General features: G+C 68.6%; 23 protein-coding genes and 8 pseudogenes. 19 read left to right on the top strand and 12 right to left on the bottom strand.

Annotated elements, in window-relative coordinates; translation table 11 throughout:
* Nucleotides 1-544: 544 nt before the first annotated feature.
* Nucleotides 545-787 (top strand): annotated as a pseudogene (locus tag ACFVU3_RS37590) (transposase); the annotation flags it as partial.
* Nucleotides 788-924: 137 nt separating this feature from the next.
* Nucleotides 925-1,674: a transposase family protein gene (locus ACFVU3_RS37585; RefSeq protein ID WP_390073276.1), complete on the top strand. Its 750-nt coding sequence runs from the start codon at nt 925-927 to the stop codon at nt 1,672-1,674.
* 77 nt (nt 1,675-1,751) lie between these two features.
* Here the strand turns inward: ACFVU3_RS37585 and ACFVU3_RS37580 are convergent, their stop codons facing one another.
* Entirely contained in the window at nt 1,752-2,078 is a 327-nt protein-coding gene (locus ACFVU3_RS37580) for a hypothetical protein (RefSeq protein ID WP_390073275.1), read from the bottom strand.
* 136 nt (nt 2,079-2,214) lie between these two features.
* Here ACFVU3_RS37580 and ACFVU3_RS37575 point away from each other — a divergent pair, with 136 nt between their 5' ends.
* The 4 genes from ACFVU3_RS37575 to ACFVU3_RS37560 all read left to right on the top strand — a co-directional run bounded on the left by ACFVU3_RS37575 (nt 2,215) and on the right by ACFVU3_RS37560 (nt 4,910).
* The gene (locus tag ACFVU3_RS37575; protein ID WP_390073279.1) at nt 2,215-2,337 is read left to right on the top strand and encodes an ATP-binding protein; all 123 of its coding nucleotides are present in this window, start codon (nt 2,215-2,217) and stop codon (nt 2,335-2,337) included.
* A gap of 84 nt (nt 2,338-2,421) precedes the next feature.
* A complete protein-coding gene (locus ACFVU3_RS37570) occupies nt 2,422-2,967 on the top strand; it encodes a putative immunity protein (RefSeq protein WP_390073274.1) in 546 nt (181 codons plus the stop codon).
* A 232-nt stretch (nt 2,968-3,199) separates the two neighbouring features.
* On the top strand, nt 3,200-4,117 hold the full coding sequence (locus ACFVU3_RS37565) for a hypothetical protein (protein WP_390073273.1): 918 nt from the start codon (nt 3,200-3,202) through the stop codon (nt 4,115-4,117).
* A gap of 358 nt (nt 4,118-4,475) precedes the next feature.
* Nucleotides 4,476-4,910, top strand: coding sequence for an SMI1/KNR4 family protein (locus ACFVU3_RS37560; RefSeq protein WP_390073272.1), 435 nt, complete (start codon nt 4,476-4,478; stop codon nt 4,908-4,910).
* Between the two features lie 116 nt (nt 4,911-5,026).
* Here ACFVU3_RS37560 and ACFVU3_RS37555 read toward each other — a convergent pair whose 3' ends face one another.
* The 4 genes and pseudogenes from ACFVU3_RS37555 to ACFVU3_RS37540 form a co-directional block, all read right to left on the bottom strand.
* Nucleotides 5,027-5,311, bottom strand: coding sequence for a transposase (locus tag ACFVU3_RS37555; RefSeq protein ID WP_390073278.1), 285 nt, complete (start codon nt 5,309-5,311; stop codon nt 5,027-5,029).
* 291 nt (nt 5,312-5,602) lie between these two features.
* Nucleotides 5,603-5,940, bottom strand: a pseudogene (locus tag ACFVU3_RS37550) (transposase family protein); the annotation flags it as partial.
* Nucleotides 5,941-6,731: 791 nt separating this feature from the next.
* Complete coding sequence (locus ACFVU3_RS37545; RefSeq protein WP_390073271.1) at nt 6,732-7,601, bottom strand: DUF1963 domain-containing protein; 870 nt, start codon at nt 7,599-7,601, stop codon at nt 6,732-6,734.
* Nucleotides 7,602-8,477: 876 nt separating this feature from the next.
* Nucleotides 8,478-9,237, bottom strand: a pseudogene (locus ACFVU3_RS37540) (DNA polymerase III subunit alpha); the annotation flags it as partial.
* A gap of 82 nt (nt 9,238-9,319) precedes the next feature.
* Here ACFVU3_RS37540 and ACFVU3_RS37535 point away from each other — a divergent pair.
* Nucleotides 9,320-9,556 (top strand): hypothetical protein, encoded by a 237-nt coding sequence (locus ACFVU3_RS37535; protein WP_390073270.1) that lies wholly within the window; start codon nt 9,320-9,322, stop codon nt 9,554-9,556.
* Nucleotides 9,557-9,573: 17 nt separating this feature from the next.
* Here ACFVU3_RS37535 and ACFVU3_RS37530 read toward each other — a convergent pair whose 3' ends face one another.
* The 3 genes and pseudogenes from ACFVU3_RS37530 to ACFVU3_RS37520 form a co-directional block, all read right to left on the bottom strand.
* The gene (locus tag ACFVU3_RS37530; protein WP_390073269.1) at nt 9,574-10,773 is read right to left on the bottom strand and encodes an IS110 family transposase; all 1,200 of its coding nucleotides are present in this window, start codon (nt 10,771-10,773) and stop codon (nt 9,574-9,576) included.
* A gap of 158 nt (nt 10,774-10,931) precedes the next feature.
* Nucleotides 10,932-11,666 (bottom strand): annotated as a pseudogene (locus ACFVU3_RS37525) (DNA polymerase III subunit alpha); the annotation flags it as partial.
* A 14-nt stretch (nt 11,667-11,680) separates the two neighbouring features.
* Nucleotides 11,681-12,559: pseudogene (locus ACFVU3_RS37520) on the bottom strand (IS701 family transposase); the annotation flags it as partial.
* A 248-nt stretch (nt 12,560-12,807) separates the two neighbouring features.
* Here ACFVU3_RS37520 and ACFVU3_RS37515 point away from each other — a divergent pair.
* Complete coding sequence (locus ACFVU3_RS37515) at nt 12,808-13,395, top strand: hypothetical protein (protein WP_390073268.1); 588 nt, start codon at nt 12,808-12,810, stop codon at nt 13,393-13,395.
* Nucleotides 13,396-13,617: 222 nt separating this feature from the next.
* On the opposite strand, the pseudogene ACFVU3_RS37510 reads toward ACFVU3_RS37515, so the two are convergent.
* Nucleotides 13,618-14,361, bottom strand: a pseudogene (locus ACFVU3_RS37510) (transposase family protein).
* Between the two features lie 497 nt (nt 14,362-14,858).
* Between ACFVU3_RS37510 and ACFVU3_RS37505 the strand changes: the two are divergent.
* Both ACFVU3_RS37505 and ACFVU3_RS37500 read left to right on the top strand, forming a co-directional pair.
* Entirely contained in the window at nt 14,859-15,410 is a 552-nt protein-coding gene (locus ACFVU3_RS37505; protein ID WP_390073267.1) for a hypothetical protein, read from the top strand.
* An 8-nt stretch (nt 15,411-15,418) separates the two neighbouring features.
* Complete coding sequence (locus ACFVU3_RS37500) at nt 15,419-18,259, top strand: M56 family metallopeptidase (RefSeq protein ID WP_390073266.1); 2,841 nt, start codon at nt 15,419-15,421, stop codon at nt 18,257-18,259.
* Between the two features lie 165 nt (nt 18,260-18,424).
* Here the strand turns inward: ACFVU3_RS37500 and ACFVU3_RS37495 are convergent, their stop codons facing one another.
* Both ACFVU3_RS37495 and ACFVU3_RS37490 read right to left on the bottom strand, forming a co-directional pair.
* Nucleotides 18,425-18,817, bottom strand: a complete 393-nt coding sequence (locus tag ACFVU3_RS37495) for a hypothetical protein (protein WP_390073265.1) — start codon at nt 18,815-18,817, stop codon at nt 18,425-18,427.
* A 163-nt stretch (nt 18,818-18,980) separates the two neighbouring features.
* Nucleotides 18,981-19,883, bottom strand: coding sequence for a hypothetical protein (locus ACFVU3_RS37490; RefSeq protein WP_390073264.1), 903 nt, complete (start codon nt 19,881-19,883; stop codon nt 18,981-18,983).
* 137 nt (nt 19,884-20,020) lie between these two features.
* Between ACFVU3_RS37490 and ACFVU3_RS37485 the strand changes: the two are divergent.
* Together ACFVU3_RS37485 and ACFVU3_RS37480 are read left to right on the top strand one after the other, a co-directional pair.
* Nucleotides 20,021-20,548: pseudogene (locus ACFVU3_RS37485) on the top strand (transposase family protein); the annotation flags it as partial.
* Nucleotides 20,549-21,152: 604 nt separating this feature from the next.
* On the top strand, nt 21,153-21,437 hold the full coding sequence (locus ACFVU3_RS37480; RefSeq protein WP_390073263.1) for a hypothetical protein: 285 nt from the start codon (nt 21,153-21,155) through the stop codon (nt 21,435-21,437).
* Nucleotides 21,438-21,646: 209 nt separating this feature from the next.
* Here the strand turns inward: ACFVU3_RS37480 and ACFVU3_RS37475 are convergent, their stop codons facing one another.
* Nucleotides 21,647-22,738, bottom strand: a complete 1,092-nt coding sequence (locus tag ACFVU3_RS37475) for a HEAT repeat domain-containing protein (protein ID WP_390073262.1) — start codon at nt 22,736-22,738, stop codon at nt 21,647-21,649.
* 418 nt (nt 22,739-23,156) lie between these two features.
* On the opposite strand from ACFVU3_RS37475, the gene ACFVU3_RS37470 reads away from it, so the two are divergent.
* From ACFVU3_RS37470 to ACFVU3_RS37440, 7 genes and pseudogenes are all read left to right on the top strand, one after another.
* Nucleotides 23,157-23,483: a PadR family transcriptional regulator gene (locus ACFVU3_RS37470; protein WP_390073261.1), complete on the top strand. Its 327-nt coding sequence runs from the start codon at nt 23,157-23,159 to the stop codon at nt 23,481-23,483.
* A 144-nt stretch (nt 23,484-23,627) separates the two neighbouring features.
* Complete coding sequence (locus ACFVU3_RS37465) at nt 23,628-23,888, top strand: hypothetical protein (protein WP_390073260.1); 261 nt, start codon at nt 23,628-23,630, stop codon at nt 23,886-23,888.
* Nucleotides 23,888-24,370, top strand: a complete 483-nt coding sequence (locus ACFVU3_RS37460) for a hypothetical protein (RefSeq protein ID WP_390073259.1) — start codon at nt 23,888-23,890, stop codon at nt 24,368-24,370. The genes ACFVU3_RS37465 and ACFVU3_RS37460 overlap by 1 nt, the downstream gene beginning before the upstream one ends.
* A gap of 142 nt (nt 24,371-24,512) precedes the next feature.
* The gene (locus ACFVU3_RS37455; protein WP_390073258.1) at nt 24,513-24,752 is read left to right on the top strand and encodes a hypothetical protein; all 240 of its coding nucleotides are present in this window, start codon (nt 24,513-24,515) and stop codon (nt 24,750-24,752) included.
* A 344-nt stretch (nt 24,753-25,096) separates the two neighbouring features.
* Nucleotides 25,097-25,906 (top strand): annotated as a pseudogene (locus tag ACFVU3_RS37450) (IS5 family transposase).
* Between the two features lie 47 nt (nt 25,907-25,953).
* Nucleotides 25,954-26,451: a DinB family protein gene (locus ACFVU3_RS37445; RefSeq protein WP_390073257.1), complete on the top strand. Its 498-nt coding sequence runs from the start codon at nt 25,954-25,956 to the stop codon at nt 26,449-26,451.
* 209 nt (nt 26,452-26,660) lie between these two features.
* Nucleotides 26,661-26,990, top strand: coding sequence for a hypothetical protein (locus ACFVU3_RS37440; RefSeq protein WP_390073256.1), 330 nt, complete (start codon nt 26,661-26,663; stop codon nt 26,988-26,990).
* Nucleotides 26,991-26,993 lie beyond the last annotated feature (3 nt).

Here is a 26,993-nt window from a genome sequence, read left to right as displayed (position 1 = left end):
CACGATCCACGGCCGCGACTGACGTTTCCCCACGGCTGGACCAACGACCAGCCGAACCGAAAGTCACATGATCAACAGCTTCTGTTAGGACCTCTTAGGGCTGACGAAGTCCTCGCTGCGCCTGCCCCTGGTCACCGGGCTGCTCGTCATCGGCGTCCCCACGCTGCTCATCGGGGGCTGGGCCTCCGCGGTGTTCGGTAGTTCGGACGAAGTGCTGCAGGCTGAATCGGCCCCTGGCCGCGGCGACCGTCAGCTGGTCGTGGTGGCGCGGAATGGCTCTCTTGACCCTGTCTGGTGCGTCTTTGTCCACCAGGGGAACCCGCCGCTGGAACGCCGCTGGAGTGTCGGCTGCTTCAACGGCGACTCCGAAGACAACGCACTCAGCGAGACCGTCTGGACGGCCCCAGACCGGATTCGTATGACCACCGAGGGGGGCGCGGTCCACAAAGTGACCATCACTTCGGATGGCCGTCCCGACCGGGTTGTCTCCGTCGGCTGGCGACCTGATTTGAAGTCACAAGAGCACTTCTGACACACGGCCTAGGACTACGACAAGTACCGGCGCATCCTCAGAGCCCGCGGCATCACACCCAGGATCGCCCGACGAGGCGTGCCGCACGGATCAGGTCTGGGCAAGACACGCTGGGTCGCCGAGCGGACCTTCGCCTGGCTCCACCAGTTCAAACGCCTCCGGATCCGCTATGAGATACGCGCCGACCTTCACCTCGGTCTGCTCCAACTCGCCTGCAGCATGATCTGCTTGCGACGCCTACGAACCTCACTCTGAAACGATCAGTGAGCTCTTTCAGCGTGGCCACCGATCGGGTGACTGCGGCGAGCCCGAGGTGAGGGCCGCAACGCACAAGGCTCCCGTGCCGTTGGGGGAGGTGTTCGAAGTCTCAACCCACCGGCACAGGAGCCTCGTTGGTTCCCCATCCTGCCGCACTCGACCTCCCGCATGCCCTGGTCGAGTGGGTCACCATGCTCATCGTCACCCGCGAGGGTGACCGCAGGTGCAAGCTCCCGCCCCACCAGCGTGCGCTCGTCGCTCTGGTGTACCTGCGCCGCCACGACACACTCACCCGGATCGCGGCCGGCTTCGGGATATCCGTCGGCACCGCCCACGCATACGTCACCGCCGTCACCGGCCTGCTCGCCGACCGGGCGCCGGGCCTGCTCAAGACTCTGCGCGAGCACGATCCGGACTTCGTCCTCCTGGACGGGACCCTCGCCGAGTGCGACCGCGTCGGCGACAGCCGGGCCGACTACTCGGCCAAGCACCGCCGGCACGGCGTGAACGTCCAGGTCGTCACCGACCCCGCGGGCGAGATCCTGTGGATCTCGCCCGCGCTGCCCGGCCGCACCCACGATCTGACCGCGGCCCGCACCCATCGCATCATCCAGACCTGCGAGCGTCAGGGCGTCCCGGTCCTCGCCGACCGCGCGTACCAGGGCGCCGGCCCCTGGGTCACCACCGGACTCAAACGACCACCGGGCGGTGAGCTCACCCTCACCCAGCGCACCGTCAACCGGGCTCTGGCCGCAGCCCGGGCACCAGTCGAACGCGGCATGGCACGGCTGAAGTCCTGGCAGATCTTCCGCAGATCCCGCATCAGCCCGAACCGCATGACCGTCATCACCAAAGCCGTCCTCACCCTGGAGAGACAACGCTGAAAACGCTCAGTAAGGGATGACACTCCGGAGTCGGTGGCAGCGTAGCGAACTCGGTCTCCTGCCCTTGCGGGCTGTCCTCAGGTGAGGTCGAAGGTGACGTTGCCGGACCCGTCCCAGTCCGATGCCTCCGTGAGCCTGAGGGTTCCGTCCCCTGCCTCGACGACTAGCACCATGATCCCGCCGCGGTCCTCACCGGGAAACACAATGGAGAAGTGGGGGTCCATCTCCATAAGGAAGTCCCAGCCGTCGCGCTGGATCGTGTCAAGGGCTTTGGCATGACGCCCGGTTGCCTGCCACTGGCCGACCACGTCGACAGTGACGGTGATGTCGATGTCGTACTCCCCAAGGCACGTCGCGTGATTGGCCCACCATTCGAGGCGGGCCTGACCCGCGAATCGATCCATGAGCACACTATGCACGGCGCCCGGACCGGACGGGCGAGTCTGTGCGGCTGCCGCCCGCCGTGGGGGCAGGCTACGAGTCAGAGCCGCAGGGGCAGGCCCTCGCCGCCTCCGGATCTCATTCTGAAAACAGCAGACCATTACCGACCCCCGACTCTGCACTGCGATCGTCGACCGGGTCACCTTCAACGCGCACATCGTCGAGACCGGCACCGAGTCCTACCGGTTCACCCAGACCCAGCGCAGGCGGCGCCGCAACTGACTCTTGACTTGGTCCTCGGCACGGATGTGTCCCGGAGTCTGCGTCTGCGACCGCCGGTGACCGCCCGATGGGAGGATCGCGTCCATGACGATCGGATCTGGGGACTTTGAACTGACCATGGACGAATTGCGCGTCGTCACGCACTACGTGCTGGAGAGCGCTGAGGAGGTTCTTCCTGTGTTCGAGGATGCCAACCCCAGCGATCCTCGGCCTCGTGCAGCCATCGACGCCGCACGGGAGTTCGTGAACGGCGCCAGAAGGACCAAACTTCAACGCGTCACCTCCTTGGATGCCCACCGGGCGGCAAAGGAAGCGCCCACGGAAGCCTCACGGCTAGCTGCACGCGCTGCCGGAGACGCCGCCTCAGCGGCCTACCTCCATCCGATCGCGAAAGCCACTCAAGTGGGTCACATCCTCAGAGCCGCCGCGAGCGCCGCGCGCGTTGGAGAATTGAACGCGGACGGTGATTTCGGCGTCGGACTTCGACTGATCGAGGAGGCTCGACAGCGCGCTACACCCGTTCTGATCGATGTTCTGAACAGGTACCCGCTTGCGCCGGCCGGGAAGAGCCGTGCTGCACAGCTCATGACCATCCTGGACGCGTCCTTGCGCATGCCCCGCCAGGGTTAGCTACGGCACCATAGCTAACCCTCGTCGACAACTGCGGCCGGCCTCCCTGACGGGAGGCCGGCCGCTGGGCCGGGAGTTTTTCGTCCGGTTCTGTTGCGGTCTGTTCTGATTGTGGTGTCGACTTCCCATGGCGGTTGAAGTGTCTGGTCATCGTCTCGGTACGCTCGTCGTCGTGTGTGCCGGGGCGGTGTCGTACGTTCACGGCGGGAGATGACGAGAACGCGGGGAGCCGATGCCGGACGCCGGGAACGACGTGGACGCCGCCGAGCCCTGGGACGCCCCGGGGCCGCTCGAACCCCGCGTCCTGCCGGAGGGCGCCCAGAACGATCTGGTGGCGGCGGCACTGTTGATGCTGTGCCGCTATGGTGCCCTGCTCGAGCCGCCGGTCGCCTCGCCCTGGTACGGGTCGGTGCGCGACGCGCTGTGCAGGGCCCGGCAGACGGCCGGCGCCATGCTGCGCTTCGGGTACGGGGAGGGCGAGGATCAGGTCGAGCCGTACCAGGTCGGGTTCGTGCGTCAGGACCTCGCGGACGCGCTCGGGGAATTCGCCGGGGTTGCGCACCCGCAGGAGGAGAGCGTCGCACTCGTCCTGAGCCTGGCGAGGGCCGTGTACGACTTCGCGGCCGCCCCCGGGGAGCCGGCGCTGTTCGACGCTGCCTGCGCCCTGGCCGAGCGGCTCGGGGGCGAGCCGGAGGGCGCGGCGCGGTCGAGGGACCTGGCCGAGCTGGCCGCCGCCCGCGCGGCAGGCCGTACGGCGGATACGGAGGCCATGCGGGAGCGCGACGAGGCGTACGCGCGGGCCTTCGCGGACCGGGCTGTGAATGCCCTGCGGGCCTGCGGCCACCGCTTCGGCGCTGTGCTCGCCGGGCTCCCGGTACCTGTTTCCGGGGACGGCCTCGGCTTGATGCGGGAGATCGCCGCGGCGATGGGCAGCCGCTTCGGTATCGCCGACGAGGAGGCGGCGGCCCGCCTCGCGCACTACTTCGCGGACTGGGACCTCACGGACGAGTCCGAAGCAGGGGCCCTCGACTACATCGGCCACCAGAAGCCCGGGGAATGGGCTGGCAGCATCTACCTGGGCCTGGACTTCCACCAGGTCCAGCCGGGTGCCGACCTCAGCGGCCACGCGCCCCGGCCGCTGCCCGAGTAGCCCCCGGAAACAGGCGGAAGGGCTTCGCTCCCCGAGGGGTGACTGTCCTTCGCCGTGATTCAGCGGCGCCCGATCAGAAGATCTGGACGGGGCCGCAGGAGCGTCCCGGTCCGGGGAGCGCTCGACGCCTTTGGTGGACGGGTTCTGTGCGCCGGTGAACTCGCCGCCGACGCAGATCGCCACGTGGCGTTCTTGTATGTGGACCGCACCGGCATCCAGTGGCGCTACTGAATCTGAACTCGTGATGTCGGTGTGTAGGCGGGCGGAGTATCCGACTGGCGATGGTCCGTCTCGGCTCGGCGAGTGGGCCAGGCACCTTCGTTCAGGACCCGGTCGGCCCCTGGGTAGTCTTCGGTTCATGTGGAGAGAAGCGGCTCTTGAGGCATTTCCCGAGGCAGAGTTCCGGAGTCCTGCTCAGGTGGCGGCCCTTGCCGACGCAGAGCACAGTCTCGGACGCGAGCTGCCTGCAGAGCTGAGGCAGTTGCTCCTCGAGAGCAACGGAATCATCGGCCGTGCCGCGGTGGACACCGTCTGGCCCGTTGAACAGATCGTCAAGCAGAACCTTCTCTTCTGTTCCGACACCGCCTTCGCCCAGCTGTACATGCCCTTCGATGCTCTGCTCTTCTTCGGAGACAATGGGGGTGGAGACCAGTTCGCGTTCGTGCAGACACCCCAGCGCCCGGACATCTTCGTCTGGGAGCACGAGACCGACAGTCGCCGATGGGCGGCACGAGACCTCAGGGACTACCTGGGCCGTTCACTCGCCGAGGGCGGCGACGACTGGTACCAATAGGCCGTCAGTGTGGCTCGGGATCTGCCCGGGCGGCTCGCGAGCACAACCTCGAAGACAAGGAGCTGGTCGGCGAGCAGGCTCATGGAGCCGCTCTGGGCTTGAGTTTGTGTCGCCGGTCAGCCGTCCATGATCTGGCCGGTGCCCGTGAGGCAACCGTCGACGAGGTGGGGGCGGTACTGGATCTGCTTGAGCTTGAGCTTGGCCGCTCTCGTCAGCTGTCCGAGGTCGGCGGCGGCGAGGTTGCCGAGGTCGCGCTTGACCAGCGACCAGACGCCTTCCTGCGGGTTGAGGTCCGGCGCGTAGGTGGGCAGCTGGAAGACGATGAGCCAGTGGGAGTTGGCCTCGAAGAACGTCTTGAGCGGCGGCACGAGGTGGGTGCGGGCGTTGTCCCAGACGAGCACGATCGGTCCGCCGAGCTGGATGCGGGCGCGGACGATCAGATCCCGGAAGTCACGCCAGGTGAAGCCCTCCGGCTCGCTCTTGCGGCTCGATACTCGCGGATCGTGTAGATCAGCCGGGAGCGTTCCCCCGGTTTGTAGCAGGCCATACCCGCCATCGAAACCCGACCCGCTCCCGGCCGCGCACGCGAACGATCGGTGTGTGCCACCGGAGCTTAGGGAGGGCGTCGAGCATTTTGTGCCGGTACTGCAGCCAGTGATGGCGCTGAGGGCCGGTTTCGGAGGGGGCGACGGCTCGCGGTGATGGTAATAGGGGTTCGGAAGGTGGCGCCGGCGACCTGATGGGCCCGGTCCGCGAGAACGAGGATCTGCCGGGTCAGGCACGCCTGGACGATGCCATTGGCCCGGGCCGAGGTCAGATCGTGGGTCCTGCCTGGTGTCGCGCGAGAGAACCAGAGCGGTGTGCCGTCGGGGCGGGCGATGACCTGCACGTTCATGCCGTGCTTGCGGTGCTTCATCGAGTAGTACGGCTCGTCCGCGCCGATCCGGTCGATCGGGATGAGAGTGCCGTCAACGATGACGTGGTCGCCTTCACCGAGCCCGGTGAGCGCTTCGTGGAAGCCAGGCGCCCAGGCATCCCCTGCACTTCGCCGGCATCCAGCCCGGCGGAAGAAGCCGAGCGCTTCCATCACGCGGCGCTCCTCGGGCAGGTAGGGGAACTGCTCGAGGTCGTAGGGCTTCACGAAGCGGGAAGCGATCATGCTGAAGAGCTGGCCGAACTGGGCGGCCGACTCGACCGGCTCGAAGCGGCCTACGAAACAGGCCGGTACGACGACGACCTCATGCAGGACAGCTACTTCCGCAGCCTGCTCAGCATCACCGGTCAGATCAAGCAACTGGAGGCCACCCCGTCCCGCCCGGCGCGCACTTGGTTCGAAGCCACCCGCCGCACCGTCGGACAGGCGTGGGACGCCATGGACACACCCCCCACCGGCGCGAGTACCTGAACGACGTCGGCGTTCGCGTCGTCCTGTGGAAGTCGGGTCACGACCCAGACCGGGCCGGGATCGCCGTCCGTCTCGGCGAGATCAGCGCCATGGCCGAGGGCCTCCGCGGCCTGCCCCCTCGGAGCATCCGCGGCCGACCCCGATCGCCGCCCTCAAGAACGTGACCCGCCCGATGTACCTCGCCGCCGCGAAGGCCGGGCGCCTTGACGTCGCGCCGGCGAGGATCCGTCTGTGAGCGGGGGAGCGCCGTGGTCCTCGAACATCATTGTGGCCACGTCCTCCTCGGAGAGGGCACCCTCCTTGTACGCCTCGTGCGTGGCCTCCATACACATCACGCGCCACAGCGGGAACAGCCGTTCGTACAGGCCGCGTTCCTTTGTGATGCGCTCCGCCGCCTGCTCGTCTAAGAACCCTGGTCACGGGGAGTCGGAAATGGTCACGGATAGTGCTTTGTCCCACCGAGCGGTGGCCAGGTCGTCGTGGCGAATCATAAATTTCGTGTAGTACTCCCCGTAAACCCGGGATTCACTGGCGAGTGGTATCCATTCGCTCGCCAGCCGGAGCGCGTCCTCGTCCAGATAGGAAAGCCATTCTCCCTCCGGGAGGGTCTTCGCCGTAATACTGTCGACCGTCATCTCGTCATCGGCGTACCCGCCGATGACGAGATGAGCGCCGGACGACCAGAGGCCGTAGGCCAGGGACCGAAGCTCGGTCAGGTGCGGTATTTCACGCTCGATGTACCGGGCCAACTGCTGCTGGAAGGGTGACATGTCGTCCCACTCGAGATCCTCCCAGAACTCGTGCCAGTCCTCGTCCTCGTCGCCCTCCTTGAGCCAAAGGGGCAGATCGGCACTGAGCTCTGCGCAGACATCGATCCGCTCGCCGACACACGCGGAGTTGGGGGGTTCCGCGACCGCGGTTTCGGTGCCGTCCGGCACGTACACAACTCGCGCGTATTGGCCCGGATCGGCCCGCGATTTGCCGAAGTCCATCTCTTGGTGAACGAAGAAAAGCAGCGTCCCGTCCGCCGGCAGGTCGAAGCCCTCGACCCTCGGCAGCGCCCCACAATCGACGGAAAGGAGCAATGGCAACGGAATGTCCCCGGTGGAAGGCCACTCCATTCCCACCGGCAGCCGGGGCAACCCGCCGATGTGCCCGACCGGAGAACCGTCGCCGCCCCCGGACAGTCCGATCGCCAAACGAAGGTGCTGGCCAAACCTGCTGATCTCGTCGTCCGGGATGCCCAACTCAAGCGCTGCCCGGCGAAACTCTCCCTGATGATCCATACCCGAGAAGGTAAACCCTATCTAACCCTGCTGTACTACCAGGGTGTTGACGGGCATGGGTTGTACGTGGTGGATGCGAGCGGTCGATCACTTTGGATCAACCCAGTGGATCCGCCTCCAGGAAGCCGCGCAGTGGCCCTCGTCCTGAACCTGGGCGGTGCTGAGGCATTCCTCGCCGGTCAAACGGGGGAGGAGCCGGCGGGGGCGTTCCGGTCGCCCAGCCTTCTTGGCGCGCAGGTAGTCCCCGTACGTCACGGTGTTTACCGCCTCCCTCCGATTGAGCACTGCTTCATCGCGCTGCCCGTGAACTTCAGCAGCAGCTCCACCATGACCAGGCTCTTCCAGTGCCGCAGTTCCGCCTCGTTCAGCAGCTCCGGGCCGCCGGCCTCCATCATGTCGACGAGCCGTTCACGGGCCCGTCACTCCCGGCCGCGACGCCACTGGCTCCCGCCCGGCCGGTTCAGGTCCCGCAGTTTGCGGATCTGGTCCACGATCTGCGTCTCCTGCTCGGGTGCCCGCTACGGCATGGCCGCCAACCACACCGAGACCCTCAGCCGGGTTCAGACGCGCGGCATCCTCGCCGAGGGGGTCAACGCCGCGTGCCTGGTCGATCCAGGGCTGAGCTCGGCCTCGACTGAGCCGGACGGCTACACGAATTTCCGCCGTCGCGTGCCGTCTTCTTCGCCGCGGCCTTTTCGGCTGTCCAAGCTGTCGATGTACTCGACCAGGGGGGGCCGATGTCCTGTGCCGAAGCAGCCCATCGGGACCTCTGCGTGAACTCTGCGTTCTGCAGGCTGGGCTCGACGTGGAAGCGGATGTGGGCGATCGCTCGCCTTCGGGCGGCCGGAGCGGAGGCTGGGCTGACGCTGTTGGTGTTCATCCGGCGCTCCCGGGGGAGCGGTGGGCGAGGCGGGTGAGGTCGGCGGAGCGGGTGCCGGCGCTCTGGAGGTCGGCGTAGGGGTGGAGGGGGGCGCCGGCGGTGCCGTCAGCCAGGGTCCGTGCCGGTGGTGCCGCGGGCGGGGCGGAGGCGAGAGTCTGGCCGAGGAGGTCGAGGACGGCCTGCGGGCCGTGGGGGGAGCGGGCGATGGCGAGGGCGTCGAGGTCCCAGGCCATCTCGCCGACGACGGTTCCGCGGACCAGGAGGAGGCCGTGGTGGAAGACGGTGTGCGCGGGCATGACTCGTGGGAGTGTTCGAAGAACGCGATGTCGATCAGCCCGGAGCCGTCTTCGAGGGTGACGAAGATGATCCGTTTGCCCGAGGCGATGGGCGGGGTCTGCGTGGAGGCGCGGACACCAGCGACGAGGACCTTCTGCCCCGGATGCATCGCCTTGGGATGGGCGGCGTCCGTCGCCCCGATCTCCCGTAGGAGCCGGTGGTGGTCCTCCATCAGATGCCGCGACACATCGATCTTCAGTACGCTGAGCTCCGCGCCTCCAGCTGCTCACGGGCCGTCATCTCCTGGAGCCCGGCCGGGGCAGGGGCGATGAGGCGGGTGTCGAGGGGGAGCTGTCCAGTGCCGGGCCGGGCGCGGGTGTGGCGGTGGAGCTCGGTTGCCTGGAGCAGCAGGTGGCGACGTGTCGCTCCACCTTTCAGCGGGTCGAGCGCGCCGATGCGGATCAGGCGTTCGGCGGTGGGGGGGTGCCCCTATGTGTTTGGTCAAGGTCGAGGACCAGTAGGTTCGTGCGGTCGAGGGTGGGGCCGAGCCGGAGGGGTGTGCATGGGTGATAGCCAGGTCACGATCAAGCTGACGAGTGACGAGGCGCTGGTGTTGTCGGACTGGCTGGAGAAGCTGCAGATGACGGACCTGAGCCGGGTTGTCGACGATCCGGCGGTCTGGGCGCCGATCCATCGCATCGCCGGGACGCTGGACAAGTCACTTGCGGGGCTGTTCGCGCCTGACTATGACCGGCGGCTTGAGGCAGCTCGCCGACGGCTTCGGCCGGAGGAGGACTGACCGGTGAGTCTGAACCGTCACCTGGCCCCTGCGGGTTGGGGTTCGTAGAAGGTTCCGTCGCGGAGCATCGCGAAGAGGACGTCTGCTCGTCGCCGTGCGAGGCAGAGCAGGGCCTGGGTGTGGTGCTTGCCCTGGGCGATTTTCTTGTCGTAGTAGGCCCGCGAGGTCGGGTCGCCCAGGGCAGCGAACGCGGAGAGGAAGAAAGCCCGTTTGAGCTGCTTGTTTCCCCTCCGGGACGGCTGTTCACCGCGGATCGATGAACCCGAGCTCCGAGTCGCCGGGGCGAGGCCGGCGTAGGCGGCGAGGTGGCCGGCGGTCGGGAATGTGCCGCCGTCACCGACCTCGATCAGGATCCTGGCTCCGGTCCTGACGCCGATGCCCGGCATCGACGTCAGGACTTTCGAAAGAGGGTGATCCTCCAGCAGTTCCTCGATCCGCCCGGCCAGCAGCTTGCGCTGATCGAGCACGGCGAGCGATCCGGCCAGGCTCGGGACGATCAGAGCGGCTGCCTCGGTCCCCGGAACGGTGACGGTCTGCTCGTCCAGCGCGGCGAAGACCTCCTTGACCAGCCGCTCGGCCATCCGCGGAGCCTTCGGCCGCAGCAGCGTCACCAGCCGCCGACGGCCCGCCTTGCGTATCTGAGCCGCGGACCCGAACCGTTCCAGCAAGGCGAGGACGGCCGGGTGCTGCAACCGCGGTCCCAGCACCCGTTCCAGAGACGGATGGATCTGGGTCAGCAGACCGTGCAGCCGGTTCGCGACCCTGGTCGCCTCGCCGGCCAGATCGTCGTCGAATCCCACGATCATCTCCAGCTCGGCGATCGTCTCGTCCTCGCCGTCGATCGCCCGCAGCGTGTGAGGCATCGCCCGGGCCGCGTCCGCGATGATGAACGCGTCCCTCGCGTCCGTCTTGGCCTCGCCCGGGTAGAGGTCGGCGATCCGCCGCATGGTCAGCCCCGGCAGGTAGGTGACCGGGCAGCCCATGTCCCGGGCCACGGCCAGCGGCAGGGCGCCGATCGAGGCCGGCTGATCGACCACGACCAGTACGGTTCCGTGCTTGGCCTGGAGTTTCGCGAACAGCTCGCGGAGCTTCGGCTCGGTGTTGGGCAGTCGTTTGTCGAACGCCTTCTTCCCGGCCGGGGTGACGGCGGTGGCGTGGTGCTCGCCCTTGCCGACGTCCAGGCCGAGGAAGACGTCGATGTCGCCGGTGTCGATCACGCGCAGGCCCCTCCATCACGCTTTCGTCCGGCCTGGCACGGCACCGAGCTGCCACATCCACGTCCCGGTGACACCACCCCCCGGATCATCAACAACAAGGCAGGAAGTCATGCCGGACCCGAAGGCCGGAGGCTCCATTGCGGAGCGACGAAAAAGGTAACGGGGGGGGTGGGGCGGGTGCGTGACCAGAAGGCGTGGAGGCTGTCGTAGTGCTGGCCGGCGGTGATCCGGGCGACCTCGTCCTCGGAGATCCCGTGCACGGACGCAAGTGACATGCGTACGCCCCAGCCGTGCTCGGTCTCCTCGACCGAGTAGTGGGGGCGGGAGAGGTTGATGTCGACCGACAGGACGGGGACGTCGTGGCGGCTCGCGTCGGCGACGATCAGCCTCAGCGGCGACATCCCCCGATCATGCTCAAGCAGACCTGCATACAGGGCGGCTGGGGGGTGAGCTTTCAGCCAGGCGGACTGCAGGGCGGGCACGGCGAAGGCGACGGCGTGCGCGCGGCAGAAGCCGTAGGCGCCGAAGCTGGCAACGATGTTCCAGACCTCGTCCAGGACTTTCGCCGAGTAGCCGCGGCCGCCGGCGAGCGTGCAGTACCAGGTTTCGATCGTCGGCAGCCGCTGCTCGTCGGCGAGCGTGCGGTCGCAGCCGGTCATCACGGCGAGGACGGCGATGATCGGCTCATGCCAGATCGTCACCCCGTAGGTGTCGCGCAGGACGGGCTCGAGGTCGGGGTGGGGGTAGGTGGGGGCGGCGCCGTGGCGGGCGGCTATGTACATGGCGGGCATGCCGCCCTGGACGGGACCGGGGCGGAAGAGGCTGATGTCGGCGATGACGTCCTGGGGGTCGCGGGGCTGGAGCCGGCCGACGAGGTCCTGCTGCCCGGGTGATGGGCGGCGGTGACGAGGGTGACGTGCCGGTGCCGGCCGGCGAACGAACAGCCCTCGAAGTGGTCCAGGCCCAGGGCTGTTTTCAGCTCGCGGTAGTCGTGCTCGATCCGCCAGCGGGCTTTCGCCGGCCGGACCAGATCCCTGGCGGGGATATCGGGTGGCAGGTTCGAGATCCAGTACTGCACCTGTTCGCGCTCGCCCTCGGGCAACCGGGCGATCAGCCAGGACGAACCGATCGTGCCGTCGGCGGCCGGGTTCGGCCGACGACCCGCGAGCCGGACACGCAGGAACACGAAGTACGAGCTCTTCGCCGCTTTCGATCCCATGCGCCAGGTCACGGCCCGGCCGTGTCCGCGACCCGCGGCCAGCACGTGCTCGCGCCATGACATGGGCCGGGTCCGATAGCGGGGCAGCGGCCTGGGGCCGAGCCCGCCGTATTCGGGCTGGTGCGGCACCGCGTCCTGGCCGTGGGCGGTCATCTCGCCCTTGGCCTGCAGCACCCAGGCCAGGCCGCCTTCGTCCAGGCCGTGGCGGAAGCCGGCGTTCGTGCCGTAGCCGGTGTCGGCGACCAGGGCTGCGGGCCGCAGCCCGGAGCGGGCGAGTTCGTCGAGCATGTCCAGGGCGAGCTGCCACTTGGGCCGGTGGCCCTCGTCGTCGGGGATCCGGCAGGGCCGCCCGCGGGCCTGGGCGTCGGGACCGTCCCAGGCGGCAGGCAGGAACAGACGCCAGGACAACGGGCACGAAGCCTCCTCGGAGGCGGCGTGGACACTGACACCGATCTGGCAGTTCCCGACCTTGCCCAGGGTCCCCGAGTACTGCCGGGCCACCCCGGGCGAAGAACGGGCCGTCGGGTGCGAAGGGGCGTTTCGTGGCGACGCCGTAGGCCGCCTGATCCTCGACGGCCTCGACCCCGGACCTGGGCAGAGCTGATGAAAGGCGGGCAGTGGCGTTCGAGTCGATCACCACCCGGGATCACGGCCGCGGCCGAACTGGTTCTGGTCCTGGCGCCCATGGTGAGGGCTCCACGTCGGTGCGGGCCCGGCGCGGGCTCGCGCGCGGCGCCGCGGGATGCGCTCTGCCCCCGGTCTGACCGGCTGAAACGTGGTGGCGTGGGCTCCCGGGTGCGTGTGAGGGTACGGGCATGGGCGACTCCACGGCGTATGCCGTCTTCCGTACTGGCGACGCCGTCACCGCGTACGCCAAGGCCAAGCAACTGTGCGCGCTGTTGTCGTACCCCGAGGACCGGATCTGGCTGTTCACCGAGCTGTTGACCGTGGAGGATGTCCGGCGGATGGCGACGGTCCTGCCCGAGGCGAGGTTCGAGTACACGGGGATGCGCACCGGGCCTGAGGGCGAGGACCTGTGGTTCGACCTCGACGTCACGACGGCGGATGACCACGTCCTGGAACCACACCTGCCCCTGGAGATCCAGGTGGAGCCCTTTCCGGCGGAGGTGGCGGACCCGTTCGTGGCGGCCCTGGGCCGGGGCATGGCCGCCATCGAGTGGCACGGCTCGTGGCCGGACGAACCGGAGGCAGGCCGGTACGGGAACCCGAAGCACGACGGGGTCCAGGTCATCTTCCACGGCGACAACCCCGGTCTGGACTCGCCGGCCCGTGATCACACCGTCTTCGTCCACCTTGGCAGAGCCGACTACCTGCCCCGGGCCCGTGACCTGGCCACCCATATCGGCGGCCAAGTCCTCGGCGGGCCGCAGCACGGCTGGTGACAGAACCCGGTCCGCCGAATCGGAGCAGACAGCGGCCCGGGGGCCGTTCGGTCTGCCGGGACCCGGAAGCGACGGCCTGCCAGGCGTTGATCGTCGCGCACCAACCTCCGCTTTAGGTGCCAGATGTTCTGCGACTGCGGGCCGGTGACTATCTCAAACGATCTGGCTCTCGAGGAAGGGACGAGGGCGCCAGGTGGCCCGTTCGTAGTCAGCGAGCCCTTTTCATCCTGAATAGTTGCAGGTCGGCAGTATGTGGACGGCCTGTACGGCGGTGCCAATGCGGCGGGTGGAGCATCTGGCCCGTCGGAGCGGTCGTCAGGGCTTCAGCTGGGCGAAGGCGCGTTTGCCGGGCGCTCTCGGACGGGCGTGGTCGCGGGTGAACTGCCGGTAGTGATCGGGCTGTTCGCGGTGGTGGTAGTACGGGGTGCGGATGGTGGCGCCGGCGCCCTGGTGGGCGGTCCGCGAGGATGAGGATCTGCCGGGTGAGGCAGGCGTGGACGATGCCGTGGGCGCGGGCTGCGGTCAGGTCGTGGGTGTGTCCCGGTGTGGCCCGGGAGAACCAGAGCGGTGTGCCGTCCGGCCGGTCGATGACCTGGATGTGCTTGCCGTGCTGTTTGTGCTTTTGGGAGTGGTACGGATCGTCCGCGGCGACGCGATCGGTGGGGGCCTGAGTGCCGTCGAAGATGACGAACTCGCCCTTACCCAGCCCGGTCAGGGCTCGTGCAGGCCCGGCGCCCACGTCGCGAGGACGTTCAGGGTCTCGTCGAGGTAGCGCCAGGCCGTCGCGGTCGAGACGCCGAACCCTGCTGCGAGCTGGGCAAGCGTCTCGTTCTTCCGCAGGTGGGCCAGAACGAGCAGGGCCTGTCTGAAGCAGCTGAGTCGTCGCCAGGGCCAGTTCAGTTCACGCCTTCGGGCGTAGATGCGCCGGGAGACATGCTCGACGAGCTCGTACGGGACGTCGAGCATGGAAGGGTACGGAAACCTTCAGGGCCCCTCGGTCGCCGGTGTGACGAGTGAGATCACCACGCCAACGACCAGGGGCCCTGCCCTGTCACACCCCCGTCCACCAGCCCGTTTCACCCTCACGGCACAGGATGAAAAAGGTCTACTGAGCCTCTTCCATCCTGAGGTTCCGAGAGTGAAGATCACGCCCTGTTACGAGCCGAAGGAGCCCCCGTCCCTGCACGCCGGCAACCGAGGGGATTACTGATCGATACGGAGCCACCGCTGTGTGACGCGACGGCCGGGCGGCCAGAGACATGGGCAGCACCAGGTCGGCCGAAAGCGTTCATGGCGTGGGGCCCTAACCACTATCGTCGAGTGTTGGACCTGTTCGGCCCACAACCTGGGCGTACCTCACACCGTGGGTACGGTCCCGGGCCTTGGCTTTGACGGGGAGGGGAGCCTCCGGTCTCCTTCCCTGTCCTGATGACACGGTGTGTGACTGACTCAAGGGGGGCGTCATGGAATCGGAAACAAACTTATCCGGCATCGGCATGAGCGGATCGGGACAGCTCAGGGTACGTTCTGTGGTCCGCGAGGTGGTCGCGGAGGTCGCCCCGGCGGAACTGGTCCTGGTGGACGGCCTAGCCCAGTTCGACGACGCAACGGCCGTACGGCGCCTGGGCGGCAGCGGGGGGCGACGGGAGCCGCTCGGGTTCGGCCTGGGCGAGTTGGCGGCGCTGGTCACACCCGTGGTGTGGCTGGTGCTCGACCAGACCGCGAGAAAGCTTGCGGAGTCCGCCGTCGACAGCTCCCTCAGCGGCACACGGAGCTGGTTGCGCAGGATGCGGCGCAGAACGGAGGAGCCGCTCGCCATCCCCCCTCTGACCACCGAGCAGCTCGCCGAGGTGCGCACACGCGTCGTTGAGACCGCGTCGCGACGCGGTCTGTCCGCGGAGGAGGCCGAGGCCGTCGCCGACGCGGTGGTGGCCAGGCTGGCGATCGCAGCCACGGAATCGCCCCCGGCGCGACGGGAGGGCCCGGCCGGCGAAGACTCCTCGGGCGAGAGCTGAGGGAGACGATGGCCGCCGAAGGGCTGCTCCGGGCACGTCTGGCGGATCGCCCCATTCCTGCCGGCACGACCATGCGCTTCGGGCTGCTGGTCGTTCTGATGCTCGCGAGCGGCGTCTGGCTCGTGCCCATGGCGCTGACCGCCGCCGGACTCAACCGCGGCGTCGACTGCTTGCGCGCGGCTGGTGTCGGCTCGGGGGAGGCGCCCGGCGACGACGTTCTGCGCAGCGCCGCCTACCGGGCCTGCGCTGACGAGTACGGGGTGGTGCACTGGTGGGTGGGGCCCGCCATGTCCGCTGTTCTGGTGGTCCTGGCCTGCGGACTCTTCTTCGTCCTGCCCTGGTGGAAGGCGCGCAGGAACCGGGTCGTCCCCCTGGAGGTGCTGGATCACGACGGTCAGATCCTTCATCAGTTGAGCCGACTGGCGCAGGTGACAGGGATCAAGCGGATGCCACGGGTCGTCGTGGATCCGTTCGCCACCTCGACAGGCGCCGCGGTCTTCGGACGCACCGGCCGTCCGACGATGTGCCTCCACGGTGGTCTCCTCGCCCGCAGAGCAGCAGCGCCGGAGGACTTCGAGGCCGTGCTGCTGCACGAACTGGCTCACATCCGCAATCGCGACGTCACTCTCACCTACGCCACGGTCGCGCTGTGGAGAACGTTCATCGCGGTCGTACTCGCCCCCTACGCGGTGGGCTTCGGACTCCTCCTCTTCAACTCGTACGCCCCGGAGACACCGCCGTACGAAGTGAGCCTCCCCGTCTGGCGTGCCATCGCGCTCCCCGTGTTCATGACGGCGATTGTCTATCTCGCACGGTCGGACGTGCTGCGCAGCCGGGAACTCCACGCCGACCTCACCGCCGCCCGCTGGGGTGCGCACCCGCGCGTCTGGGGCTTCACCGAACCGGCTCCGCCCGTGCGAGTGCTGCCCCGGGCGCTGCGCTCGTTCACGGAGCTGTGGCGTACGCACCCAAGGTGGGACTTCCGGCGAGAGACCCTGGCCGACTCCACCCCGCTGTTCGAGGCGCCCGGTCTGCTGATGTTCCTGACGGGGGCCGCCGTCAGCCTGGTCAACAGTCAACTGTGGGGGTTCGGCGCGCAATTCGGCGGTGAGGGGCAGTGGAAGTGGCACCTGGTGGCGGCGCTTCTCTGCGCCGTGCTGGTCACGGGAATCGCGGGTACCGTCCTTTGGCGCTCCACGATGCACCGGCTGCTCAACGGGCGTCGCAGACTGACCGGGGCGTGGGCCGGCCTGTGGCTCGGCGCGGGAATGATGGTCGCCGAACTGCTCGGGAACCGAATCGCGATCTTCAAATGGCTGCCCGGCGAACCCGTGGTGGTGTTGCTCCTCATCCTGGCGGGGCTGACGTTCACCTGGTGGGTGACTCAGTGCTCCCATCTCTGGGTCACGGCCTCACGGGGCCGAGCGATCCGCTCGCCGATGATGCTGACCCTGGCGGGAGGGTGCCTGGCCCTGTGCACATGGTTCTGGTGGTGGCAGAGCTCCGGCGTAATCCTCGCGAACGTACCTGGACTCCTCGGCGACCCGCTCGGAGCCGGGCACGACGGACCGTCGACGGACGCGACCGGGCAACACGCCACCATTCTCCGCGCGTCCGAACAAGCCGTGGCACTGCTGAGCACCACGGTCGCCATCCCGATCGCGCTGCCGGCGGTCGCCGTGCTGTGCATCGTGCCGCTGCTGGCCTGGACGGTCCGCCCACTTCTCCCTGCCCGCCGGCAAAGCGCCGTGGCGGGCATCGAGGAGCGGGTGATCCCCGCTGTGCCACTGCCGCGCCTTCGCCGCGTCGTGACGGCCGGACTGATCGGCGGAGCAGTGTGCTGCGCCAGCGCGGTGGCGGTCAAGGCGTACATGCACGCAGGACAGCCGACGAACCGGCTCCAGTGGCTCTCCCGAGCCCTGCTGTTCCAGGACGGGATGAGCATCTCCCTCCTGGCCGGAGCCGGAGTCGCGGCTGTTACCGCAAGCCTGCTCGCGGACCGCTACCGGCTGCTCGCCGGGATTGTCGGCGCCAACATCGCCGCGGCCGTCGGCTATGTTGGCATATGGCTCCTTACCGCTTCGGACGGCTGTGTCCCGGGCATCAGCACGTTCCTGTCCGCCTGCGACTGGCGGCCGGTCGTGGCCTGGAAGTCGTTCCAGCACCTCCTGGGCATCCTCCTTGTCCTCGCCGCCATCGAAGGCATCGTCTCGGCCGCAGCCGTCTCTGCCGTACGACGGGCATGCCGGCGGCCGACCCGCCCCCCGGCCTCCGCCCAGGAGGGACAGGAGCACCGAGGACTGCGCCCTCGCCGCCTGGCTGTGGGAGGGCTGTGCGCGGGAGCCATCGGGATGTCCGGCGCGGTTCTGTTGCTCCCGGGTCCCTCGGGCAACGCCTCCGCCTTGTCGCCAGCGCGCACCATCACGCATCCGCGCTTCACCGCCCTGGAAGCGATGCTTCAGGCAGAAGCCTGGTATGGCCTGGGTGGCCGGGACCTTCTGGTCCGCTACGGCGAGAACCTCGACAGGCTCCTGGCTCTGGGGCCGGAGGCGCAGCGGTCTTCGAACGGTGACGCACTCATCAGGTCGCGGCTTCCCGCCATCTGCGCTGAGTTCGGGAAGATCGCCGAGGAGGCCGAAGCATACTTCCCTGTCCCAGCCCCACAGATCCTGCCGAGCTGGATGACGTTCACGACGAGGGCAACCCAAGGCAGTGAGAACTGCCTGACCGGACTCAGCCAGAACGATGCCGCCCGTCTCACCGCCGGAATCAAGGAGCTCAACCAGGCGACACACGCCGCCGACACGATCAAGGCATGGGTGACCGCCGGCCGTACGGCCCGCCCCTGACCCGGCACACGGACGGAGGCCGCGCGGCAGGGGTGAGGCACCGGGCGTGTCTGGGAACAGTGGGCCATTTCCAACCTCAGGTCGAGGCGTGGTGATGGACGAGCGCGGTCTTCACGAGGCCGCTCCCGGTGGCCCGCACCAGGGATGGGCCCCTCGTCCGTTCGTTCAGGAAGCACGGATCGCCCGATCGATCTCTGCGCCGGTGCGGGCCACGACGACGGGCCACTCGTCCCTGAGAGCGGCAGGCAGACGGTAACGGTCCTCGTCCCGCTGAATCATGGTTGGTCCGCCCGGGACGACGAGCACGGCGTCCAGCCGACGCAGCAGGACGGCCAAGAGGTCCATGATTCCGCCACCCCCGAAGCGGTTGAAGGTGATGTTGCCCGGGCTGGAAAAGAACACACCCGCCTCCTCCATCTCCGCCGTACGCACCTGCAGGAAGTTCGTCCGGGGGTCCCGTGCCACCACATAGGGGTCGAGGACCTCGTGCGCAGCACTCATGTCCAACGGCGTCGGCTCACCGTTCTCGAACCGGCACACGAAGATGTCGAAACTCATGGAGCCCTTTCCAACCTCCTGCCCGTGTTGTTCATCGGCCTGCCGGCGATTGAACGCGCCGATCTGTAGTGAGGTCGTGATGAGTGGATCCGCAGTCGGTTCCCGCGGCGCGGACATTTCGCGGAGGATGGTCAGGGGCGCTGAGAGCCGGGTGGGGAAGGGCTCAGTGTTCCGGCGGCTCCCGTGGAGCGAACCAGTGGGGGAACGGTCCGGCGGAGGGCGGGAAGCCGAACGGCGGGGTGCGGTCGGTGAGCAGGCGCAGCACGAATTCACCGGTGCCGCAGTCGAAGCGTTGCCACTCGCCGCCCACGTACTGCACGAGGACCGGCCAGTCGTCGGGATCGGCCGGTCCGGTCAGCCAGTGGAACGTGAGCTCCTGCTCGGAGATCCCCCATGTGAGCACGCCGCCGGGCGCGGGGTGGACCGGGTACGGCCGGTACAGGTCGGCGTACTGCGCCATGTCCTGGCCCCAGGAGACCAGATCCGTGCCCAGCGCACCCGGCACCAGCAGGTCCAGGTACTCGTCGAAGCTGCCCGGGCCGAAGGCGTCGACGATGTCTTTGTAGTCGCTGGGCAGCGCGGTGCCCAGCGCGGCCTCCGTCGCGGCCCAGTCGACGCCGCACCGGTCGGGCTTCGTCCATCCGGTGGTCTCCCGCAGCAACGCCACCCATCTGTCACCGGGCGGAGGGGTGAACGCGCGCTGGGCGAGGATCACGATGCGGCGCGGGCCTTCGGCGGTGGCCGTCACGCCGTATCCGAACCAGTGCTCGGCCAGCACCCACCCCCGCAGCTCCAGCAGCCCGCCTTCCCCGCCGATGGGGAGCCCGCCCTCCCCGCCCACCGGCGGACCGTCGGGCACCCCTGCGGCCCTACCCCCGACGACCCACGCGCGCACGGGCAGACTCGCCCCGTCGATCACGTCCGCAGCAACGCGCTCCAGCTCGGCCAGATCCTCCGCGTCGCTGGGCACACAGACATGCCCTGCCCCGTGAGTGGGCAGTGGGCAGTGCAGTTCGGGCGCGCGCCGGGCGTCGTTCAGACGGGTGCGCAGAGCTGGGGCGTCCATGCGGCCAAGTGAACAGCACGGCACTGACATTGAGCCTTTCGTCCTGCATCAGCAGTACGCCGTTGGGCCGGCAGCAGGGTAAGACCCCTGGTGGATGGGTTTTCGACCAAGAGAACCGGCTCCACCAGAGGCTTTACGTGCTTGTCTGCCTATCGGGCGCCGACGTGTCCAGTTCCGCCCTCCGCTTCCTCACGCAGCAGTTGCGGCGCCACCGCCGCACGATTGGCTTCCGGTGGCGGCGCCTGAACGCCGGCCGTCAGGCCCTGCTCACCCTCGCCCATCTGTGGGTGGGACACACGTACGCCCAGCTCGCGGCCGGATTCGGTGTCGGCAGCACGACTGCCTTCCGTCATGTCTCCGAAGCGGTCGACCTCCTGGCCGCTCTCGTCCCGAGCCTGGCCGATGCGGTGCGGACCGCTTCGGTGGAGGCGTATCTGATCCTGGACGGCACGCTCCTGCCCGTCGACCGCATCGCCGCGGACCGGCCGTTCTGCTCCGGGAAGCACAAGAAGCACGGGATGAACGTGCAGGTCATCGCTGATCCCTTCGGCCGGCTGCTATGAGCCTCACCGGCCCCGCCCGGAGCCGTCCAGGACCTTCGCGCGGCCCGCGAGCGCGGGCATCCTCGACGCGCTGCCGAAGCTGGCATGGGCCGAGGCGTTGATGGGGTGGTGGCCTGCTGTGACGGCACTTGCTCTTGCGGGGTCTCGTGGCCGGCGCCGAGTGGGTGGTGTCGAGCAGGCGTGAGAACGCCGCGAGAGCACGGCGTCTGTCGGTTCTGTGGTTCAGGCTGGCGGAGCTCGACGCAATGGACGACTGGCAGTTCGAGTTCGCGTTGCGGGACCTGTTGATCCGGGACGGCTGGCCTGACCGACTCCGCAGGCTGCCTGTCACTGTCGGTCCTGTCCACGACGAGACCCTCGGTTCCTGTCTCCACCGCCTGGCCGTCGTCAACGACCGTCCCGCGAGCTTCCCCGCCCGTCTCCTGGGCCCGCTGCCGCCTGAGTTCTCCCCGCTCAGCAACACCACCACCGGCTGGAATTCTCACTCACCCGACCGTCTGGCGCCCCACTCGCCAGGGCCCTGCCCGTGCTTGCCGAATTCCTCAGCCCTCACGGTCCCGGGCAGCGAACGGAACGGCTGATCAGCTGTCCCTGCCGCTGCTGCACAGCCCGCCGCAGCCCCACCGCTTCCGTGGTCATCACTCTCTCGCCCGCCCGCGTCCACCTCTGCCCGCGGCATCAGCTCTGGGTCCGCTCCACTCACGGCATGCTTCTCGCCGCTCTGCCCGAAGGCATCCAGGCCCGGCGTCGGCCCGGCCGGCTCGCCCGCCGGCACCGGCAGACCGGACGAGTCCTCGGCCTGGCGCGAAGAATCGTCGAGGACCGGTCCGCTTCCGGAGTGCTGATCGACCTCGGGAAGGAGTGGACCGATCGCCTCGGCCGCGTCGGAGTTCTCGCCGTCAGCAAGAAGATCTCGGCTGAGGACCGCAGTCACCTCGCGGCGTTACCTGTGCTCGTGGTGCTGACGCACCTGATCCTGGACCCGCCCTGATCCGCCCCCAGCCCCAAGCTGCTCTGCCTGGCACGACCGCTGAGCTGAGCCGACGATTCGTTTGGAGCTGCACCACCCTCGGAACCCAGGACTTCCTCTGCCGAAGACTCTGCCTCTCTCGAGACCACGGCTTCATGGGTGATTCACACAACGCTCCAGGCCCGCGGACAGGTCTTGTTCTGGGACCGGATCAGCCTATGGCCGTGTGATCAGAGCAGGGCTCGGATGGCGTCGCGCTGCTCCGGCAGGCCGGCTTTCCTGAGCCAGCGGAATTTGTTGCCGATGTTTCCCCAGCATTCGTCATTGGCGGTGACGGCTTGCAGAAGCTCCCGTTGCGCGGCCGACAGTGGCAGGCCAGGGCTGTAGCCGGTGGGGAAGGCTTTGACGAGCAGCGGACCCCAGTCGCGGTCGACGGTGTAGTCGCTGGCGAGCGGAATCAAGGCCATGGCTGCCGGGGCCAGGTCTTCGAAGGCGTCGACGCGGTCAAGGACGGCCTTCATGAGGGTGAAGCGGAGCCAGCCGTCGATCTGAGGGAGGGGGTCGGGGAACCAGTGGTCTGCCTCGGCCGGGTTCTGCAGGGCTTCGAGCAGGACGGCGGTGGCACGGGGCAGGTGCGCGCATCCGGTGGCCAGAGCGGCGCAAGCGCGCACCGCTGGGTCAGGATCGTCGAGGAGGCCGGTGGTGTCCTGGCCCCAGGCGCCCAACGCCAGAGCTGCGGAGGAGCGTTCTCGGCGACTGCCGTCTGCTTCGAGAACGCTACGCAGGCGGTGGGCGGCGCGGGGGATGAGTTCGGCGAGTTCGGGTGCCTTCAGAAGCTGGGTGACTGTTCCGAGGGCTGCCTCTCGGGTGTGCGGATGAGGATCGTCGAGGAACGGTTCGACCGCGTCGTAGAGCTCGGGTCGGATGGTCCGGCATGCGCGGATCGCTTCGAGCTCGTCTTCGTCCTCGCACTCCTCCTCGTACTCGCCCTCGCTGCCAGGGTCCTCGCCGTAGGAGGCCGATTCGACGACCTGGCCGAGCCAGTCGAGTAGCGCGGCCCGCAGGGGCCGGGTCCGGTCGTCCCAGGGGAAGAAACTCTCGTGCTCGGCCAAAGTCCGGGGGTGAGTCAAGATCGCTGCCACGAACCGTGCGGTCGGCGGGGTGGAGCTGTAGAGCGACCCTTGATGCAGCACGGACATATCCAGCATTCCCAGCGCCCCGGCCTGCACCTCGGGGTCCTCGTTCAGGAGTTGGCCCAGGCACGACGGGGTGTCCTCTGCGCTCCCATATGCATGCTGCAGGGCATCCCATTCGGTCGCCATGAGCAGTTCTCTGGCAGCCGGAGGCAGCCCAGACCAGTTGGGGGCGCCACGATCCTCGTCTCGATTCGTCACATGCACACCCTGCCCAACAGCACTGACAACCGGTTGCACCGGCGTGCTGCCGGGGAGTTCCGCACGTACGCCCTACCTGCTGCCGGCTTCGGCGTGGTCCGCCGGGGCCGTCCGGAGCCGGGAGAGTGGCGCCCGGCCTTCGTGCGGGAGTGTCTGCCGCCGGGCCGGTGTCCGGCCCGGCGGAGTCTTTGCGGAGTGCTTTACCGGCGGGGTGGTCGTGTCTGGCCTGCGCGGATGCTCCCGGCCGAACGCCGTGCTTGTGCACGGCGTGTGACGGTCACTCGGGAGGGCATTGCGCCGCAGGTGGGCGCCATATTAGAGTTTTGATATGGCTAAGACTCCGCGTATGACGCTCCAGACACAGCTGGTGCTGCGGACCCTCCTGGAAACGCCCGCGAAGGCCCGGTACGGGCTGGAGCTGTCCGACGCCGCGGGTCTGGCGCCCGGCACGATCCATCCGATCCTCGCCCGCCTTGAGAACGCCGGCTGGCTGGAGTCCTTCTGGGAGGACCGGAGCGAGATCGAGAAGACGGACCCGCCCCGGCCGCGCCGCCGCTACTACCGCTTCTCGCCCCATGGTGCCGAGTCCTCCCGCCTCGCCCTCGCCCAGGCATACAACGGCGGCACCACGTCCGCGCGGCTTCGCCCCGCGGCGGACGGATGGGGAGGGTGAACCATGCTCGACGCCATGCCTCCTGACACGTTCACGGTGGCGCCTTCCGAGCGCACCGCGCGGTCGGATCGCCAGGCCGCTGGCGGGCAGGCTGCAGCAACTGCCGCTGGGGGAAGCGGTCGTCGCCGGCAGCGGTCCGTCGCGGTGTCGAAGAGCGTCCGGTTCTGGGAGACCCGACCGGTCCCGCCGTCCCGGCCGGCTCGCCCCCGTACCTTCGGCTTCGCCTCGTGCCTGCTGCCCCGACAGGAGCGCGAGCGTTTCGTCGAGGAGTGGTCCGGCTGGTGGTACGACATCGCGGACCGGCCGCTGCGTGCCCGCGCCGGCTACCTGGTCCGGGTTCTGTTGTGGGTCGGCCCCAGGACCGCCTGGATCCAGCGGACCCACAAGCGCCGGGGGCACGCGTGATGAACTTTACTGAAGGCCGCCCTCAAGTTCTGCGGACCGCAGCCCTGCGCACCTTTGCCCGGGCGATCGTCGCCGACCCGCGCCTCAGAGCGGCAGCGGCCTTAAGGGATCGAGCGCAGTTCGAGTTCGCCTTCGACGATCTCCTGCAGGAGCAGTTTCCTGGGCTGAAGCCGGAAGCCGTCAGGAGCACTCTCGGGAACGCCCATGACGACGCGTATGAGGCATTCCTTCGCCATCAGGCACCGGAAGGCACCGCCAGAACCCGCCGCGACGAGCGCGCAACACTGATTGTCGGCGCTGCGGTCCGGCTTCTGCCCCCAAGGCAGCGCAACCGCTGGGCCGAGGAGTGGACGGCCGAATGGCATGACATGGCCGGCGCGCCCCGGCTCGCCCGGGTGGCCTTCCTCGCCCGCCTCCTCCTGCGCAGCGGCCCGGCGCTCGCCTGGGTCCTGCGGGTCCACCGGCGCAGGGAAGCAGCATGAGCGCCGTGAAAGCACGGAAGGCGTGAACACCCGCGCCTACCTCGCCCGCAAAGCCCCACACAGCAGTCCGCCGCTCCCCTCTCGGCCTTGGAACCGTGGGAGCGGCGGAGCCACCAGGCACCACCGCAAAGGAGAGCACCGGATGTCTCTGCAGGATCCCACGGCCGGCGCCCGGCCGGAACCCGGGGCCGGCCGGCACCTCACGATCCCGCTCCGCTATCCCGCCGGTACCGGCATCGCGCTTGCCTCGGGGATCACCGCCGGCATCACCTGGCAGTACATTCCCCCGGAGGGGACCTGGCCGCTGGCCGTCCTCGGCGCGGTCGCGATGATCTGCGACACCGCGATCATCGCCATCCGCTCCCGCCGCCACCCGGCCTGACAGCGGGGCCCTGGCTCTGGGGGCGATGATGATTCGTTTCGTGATCATGAGGCTTCGGATGTGATCCGGTTCTGGTGCAGCGCCGATCGCCCACCTGCGTGCTGCTTCGCCCGGGGCGTCTTCCGTGCCGCAGGACGGACGCCCCGGCGGACCACGTCACAACGACAGCAGCATGTGGCTCTCCGCTGTGGTGATCACCCGCCTTGCGCCGGCGGCGGGAGCGTTCCCCGGCCGGGGTGGTCACCAGCCCGGGGACGGTGGTCCGCGCGGGCGGGGACGACTCACTGATCGTTTCAGAATGAGTCGAGTTGTTGATTTTGCGCTCGGCGTTCTTGGTCGGCGCTGTGTCGGGTGCTGATCTTGTTCCTGACGGCCTGTGGGAGCGGGTGGCTCCGTTGCTGCCGCTGGCTCCCGACGGCGCTTCGGCCATCCCGGGCGATTGCGGGTGCCGGACCGGGCCGCTCTGGTCGGCATCGTGTACGTGCTGCGGACGGGTGTCGCCTGGCGTGATGTCCCCGCCGAGGCCGTGGGCTGCTCGGGCGTCACGGCCTGGCGCCGGCTACGGGACTGGACCGAGGCAGGCGTCTGGCGCCGCCTGCACGCCGCTGTGCGGAGCGCACTGCGGCGCGCGGACTCTCTGGACGTGGACGACTGCGCTGTGGACGGGTCCCATGTCCGAGCCCTCAGGGGGGGGATCACGTCGGCCCCTCGCCCGTCGATCGCGCCCGCCCCGGTTCCAAGCCCCATGGTCGTCGATCGCCACGGGACTCCGCTCGCTGTGACGCTCACCGGCGGGAACCGGCATGACGTCACCCAGTTTCTGCCGCTGCTGGACGCAGTCCCGCCGATCCGGGGCCTGCGCGGACGGCCCCGCCGCAGGCCCTCGACGTCTGTACGCCGAATGGGGCTACGACTTCGACAAGTACCGCCGCCTGCTGTGGGAGCGCGGCATCAAGCCGATGATCGCCCGACGCGGCGTCGCACACGGCTCCGGGCTGGGCAGGGTGCGCTGGGTGGCAGAGCGGGCCTTCGCCTGGCTGCACCAGTTCAAGCGACTCCGCACCCGCTGTGAACGCTGCGCCGACCTCCACCAGGGCCTCCTCGATGTGGCCTGCGTCATCATCTGCCTGCGGCGGCTCGGAACGGCATCCTGAAACGACCAGCGAGCCGTGTGTCAGTGGGGCCCGATACGGTCCGGCCTATGGCTGACACTGAACTGACCACGTTGCTCGGGGTCCTGAACAGCAAGCGCAAGCACGTTCTGGACATTTTGGAGGGCCTGGACGAGGAAGCGCTGCGGCGCCCGGTGCTACCGTCCGGCTGGACGTGCCTGGGGCTGGTGCACCACCTTGCCCTGGACGACGAGAAGTTCTGGTTCCGCGCGGTTGCGGCGGGAGAACGAGCGGCGATCGAGGAGATCCTCGGATCCGGGGAGAGCGCGTGGCAGCCCACCCTGGAGATGACAGCCGAGGAGGTCTTCGCTCTCTACCGCCAGGAAGGCGAGCTCGCGGACGCCTTCCTGGCCGGCGCCGACCTGGACGCGGCCCCGGGCTGGTGGCCGGACTTCTTCGGCAGCTGGCGGTACCACAACCTCCGCGAGGTCATCCTGCACGTGATCACTGAGACCGCCACCCACGCCGGCCACCTGGACGCCGTGCGCGAACTCATCGACGGTAGGCAGCGGCTGGTTGTCACCTGACAGAAGAGCCGCTCCGCTCTGCCGACCAGGATCGTCGAGCGCAAAGTCCGGAGCTCAACTCATTCTGAAACGATCAGTATGGGCTTGCGAACTCGGAGGCAGCGGCGCCGGTCCCTTCTACGGTCTCTTTCCGCTGGAGGAGTGCAGGCTGTTCACGATGAACCGGGAGCTGGCGGACGGCGGACGGCGGACCGCGGGGATTCACCCATGTGGACCACCCGGACGCGCTGCAAGGAGACCTGTTTCTTCACATCGTCGAGATGGGCTGCAGCGATCTGTGCCTGATCGCAGTGACGGGCCCCCTCACCGGCCGTGTGGTCACCGGCAACGCGGACGGCTTCTGGCCCCCGAACGTCTCCTCCGCACAGGACTTCCTCAGCTGGTACGAGCGGTGGCTCAATCACATGCTCGACGGGAAGGACAACCACGCGCTGGGACTAACCTTCCCAGCGACCGTCGCGACCGCCCCGTGGGGTTTCCGGGCCACAGCCAGTCCTCGCTGCAGTTACTCAGTACATCGATCAAGCCGCACTCCTTGACCG

The sequence above is a fragment of the Streptomyces sp. NPDC058052 genome (assembly GCF_042885515.1).
In the GTDB taxonomy this organism is placed as follows: Bacteria; Actinomycetota; Actinomycetes; order Streptomycetales; family Streptomycetaceae; genus Streptomyces.
The sequence above is the reverse complement of the archived record's forward strand: the minus strand, read 5'-3'. Positions and strand labels throughout refer to the sequence as shown.

Bases quoted from the DNA above. Each gene is read 5' to 3' on its own strand.
- ACFVU3_RS37460 (WP_390073259.1), top strand. From the start codon at position 23,888: ATGAACTTTACTGAAGGCCGCCCTCAAGTTCTGCGGACCGCAGCCCTG.
- ACFVU3_RS37545 (WP_390073271.1), bottom strand. From the start codon at position 7,601: ATGGATCATCAGGGAGAGTTTCGCCGGGCAGCGCTTGAGTTGGGCATC.
- ACFVU3_RS37535 (WP_390073270.1), top strand. From the start codon at position 9,320: ATGGGTGATAGCCAGGTCACGATCAAGCTGACGAGTGACGAGGCGCTG.
- ACFVU3_RS37570 (WP_390073274.1), top strand. From the start codon at position 2,422: ATGACGATCGGATCTGGGGACTTTGAACTGACCATGGACGAATTGCGC.
- ACFVU3_RS37445 (WP_390073257.1), top strand. From the start codon at position 25,954: ATGGCTGACACTGAACTGACCACGTTGCTCGGGGTCCTGAACAGCAAG.
- ACFVU3_RS37515 (WP_390073268.1), top strand. From the start codon at position 12,808: ATGGGCGACTCCACGGCGTATGCCGTCTTCCGTACTGGCGACGCCGTC.
- ACFVU3_RS37505 (WP_390073267.1), top strand. From the start codon at position 14,859: ATGGAATCGGAAACAAACTTATCCGGCATCGGCATGAGCGGATCGGGA.
- ACFVU3_RS37490 (WP_390073264.1), bottom strand. From the start codon at position 19,883: ATGGACGCCCCAGCTCTGCGCACCCGTCTGAACGACGCCCGGCGCGCG.
- ACFVU3_RS37500 (WP_390073266.1), top strand. From the start codon at position 15,419: ATGGCCGCCGAAGGGCTGCTCCGGGCACGTCTGGCGGATCGCCCCATT.
- ACFVU3_RS37565 (WP_390073273.1), top strand. From the start codon at position 3,200: ATGCCGGACGCCGGGAACGACGTGGACGCCGCCGAGCCCTGGGACGCC.
- ACFVU3_RS37455 (WP_390073258.1), top strand. From the start codon at position 24,513: ATGTCTCTGCAGGATCCCACGGCCGGCGCCCGGCCGGAACCCGGGGCC.
- ACFVU3_RS37475 (WP_390073262.1), bottom strand. From the start codon at position 22,738: ATGGCGACCGAATGGGATGCCCTGCAGCATGCATATGGGAGCGCAGAG.
- ACFVU3_RS37495 (WP_390073265.1), bottom strand. From the start codon at position 18,817: ATGAGTTTCGACATCTTCGTGTGCCGGTTCGAGAACGGTGAGCCGACG.
- ACFVU3_RS37560 (WP_390073272.1), top strand. From the start codon at position 4,476: ATGTGGAGAGAAGCGGCTCTTGAGGCATTTCCCGAGGCAGAGTTCCGG.
- ACFVU3_RS37580 (WP_390073275.1), bottom strand. From the start codon at position 2,078: ATGGATCGATTCGCGGGTCAGGCCCGCCTCGAATGGTGGGCCAATCAC.
- ACFVU3_RS37480 (WP_390073263.1), top strand. From the start codon at position 21,153: ATGCTTCTCGCCGCTCTGCCCGAAGGCATCCAGGCCCGGCGTCGGCCC.
- ACFVU3_RS37470 (WP_390073261.1), top strand. From the start codon at position 23,157: ATGACGCTCCAGACACAGCTGGTGCTGCGGACCCTCCTGGAAACGCCC.